The organism is Oleiphilus sp. HI0125, assembly GCF_001635355.1.
Genome location: NZ_LWGF01001105.1, coordinates 1 through 1,637, shown reverse-complemented (window position 1 = coordinate 1,637; position 1,637 = coordinate 1). Strand labels below are relative to the sequence as shown.

Sequence of the window (1,637 nt, the reverse complement as noted above, 5' to 3'; positions counted from 1 at the left end):
TACCAACAGCAATTTGCATTTCCGAAGCTATGTAGCGGTCCGCTACGGTCAACTTAATCGAAAGGAGTTGGGTGCTCGGTTGAAAACCCTGTTGCCTTGCATAATCGACAAAACTAACCCGTCCATGAACACTTGGGTCATAACGCAATTTAGGTGGGGATATAAACCAACCACGTCGGTTCTCCCGATAAATCAAGCCTTCTGTTTCCAACAACTTCAAAGCCTCTCGGATTGTTACCCGCGTTGTTGAATGTTGCTCACTCAACTCTCGCTCAGAGGGTAGTTTCATCTCGCCTTCCCCTCTCCATCTCACGATATTTTCCGTCAGAGTCTCTTTTATTGCGTTCGCTAATGTACCCATGATTCTTTTATCTATCAGACCTCGATTGTCTGATCTCTGTATATTTCACTTTTATGAATTTTGCAGGTAAAGCGTTGACCCTTACCTAAAGGTGCACATAGTATCTCGCCCAACTGGTATATACCAATAATTTTGAGATTTACTTATGACGACCAAAATGGATGCACCGATAAACCCTTATTTACTTCTTACTCCTGGCCCTCTATCAACAAGCACCGGAGTGAGAAATGCCATGTTACGCGATTGGTGTACTTGGGATGATGACTACAAACAACTTGTTCAAGGCGTCAGACAGCGCTTGGTAAAACTTGCAACTAGCGAGGAATATCAAGACGAATACACTGCTGTGTTGATGCAAGGCAGCGGCTCAGCCTCTGTCGAAGCAACACTTGGTTCAGTCATACCCGCATCAGGACATTTAGTCATACTCGCTAATGGTGCCTATGGACAACGCATGGCAACCATGGCTTCGATCCTGAACATTCCTTTTAGTCTGATCGATTACGGAGAAACATCTCCTGTCGACCCCGCCAAACTACAACAGGTGTTAAAGGAGCTTTCCGGAGACATCTATGTCGCAATGGTTCATTGCGAAACAACGACGGGAATGCTCAACCCCATTGAGCCCATCAGTCATGTCTGCAAAGAAAACAACTGCACCTTCATTGTCGACGCTATGAGTTCTTTCGGCGGCATTCCTCTTGATCTGGCTGAGTTAAATATCGACTTTTTAATCAGTAGCGCCAACAAATGTATTCAAGGCGTCCCTGGCTTTGGGTTTGTGCTCGCAAAGCATTCCTCTATTGCCAAATGTGAAGGCCTAGCGCGCTCACACAGCTTAGATTTATTTGATCAATGGCAAGCGATGGAGAAAGACCCTGGCAAGTGGCGTTTTACATCACCAACTCATGTTGTACGCGCATTTGAGCAAGCTCTTATCGAATTAGAACAAGAAGGCGGTGTTGAAGCGCGCTATCAACGCTACTTGAAAAATAGAGATACCCTTATTGCCGGCATGGAAAAGCTTGGCTTCACAACCTTACTACAAGGTGATTTACGCTCACCATTTATTAGTACGTTTTTAAACCCGCAGTATGAAAGTTATCGCTTCAATACCTTTTATGACGGATTAAAAAAACGCGGTTTCGTTATTTACCCCGGAAAAGTAAGCCAAGCAGATTGCTTCCGAATCGGCACGATTGGCCACGTATTTCCTGAAGATATTCAGAGACTTATTCAAGCAGTTTCTGAAGAACGCTATTGGCTATAAACACGC

The 1,637-nt window shown here is 44.7% G+C and carries 2 protein-coding genes; one reads left to right on the top strand and one right to left on the bottom strand.

Annotation, left to right across the window (positions count from 1 at the left end; translation table 11 throughout):
• Positions 1–289, bottom strand: a 289-nt coding sequence (locus A3762_RS19080; protein ID WP_231878864.1) for a GntR family transcriptional regulator, incomplete at its 3' end; no start/stop codon positions are given.
• A 217-nt stretch (positions 290–506) separates the two neighbouring features.
• Between A3762_RS19080 and phnW the strand changes: the two genes are divergently transcribed.
• The gene (gene phnW, locus A3762_RS19075) at positions 507–1,631 is read left to right on the top strand and encodes a 2-aminoethylphosphonate--pyruvate transaminase (protein WP_231878812.1); all 1,125 of its coding nucleotides are present in this window, start codon (positions 507–509) and stop codon (positions 1,629–1,631) included.
• Positions 1,632–1,637: the final 6 nt, after the last annotated feature.

Coding starts and splice junctions, on each gene's coding strand:
- phnW (WP_231878812.1), top strand. CDS start 507: ATGACGACCAAAATGGATGCACCGATAAACCCTTATTTACTTCTTACT.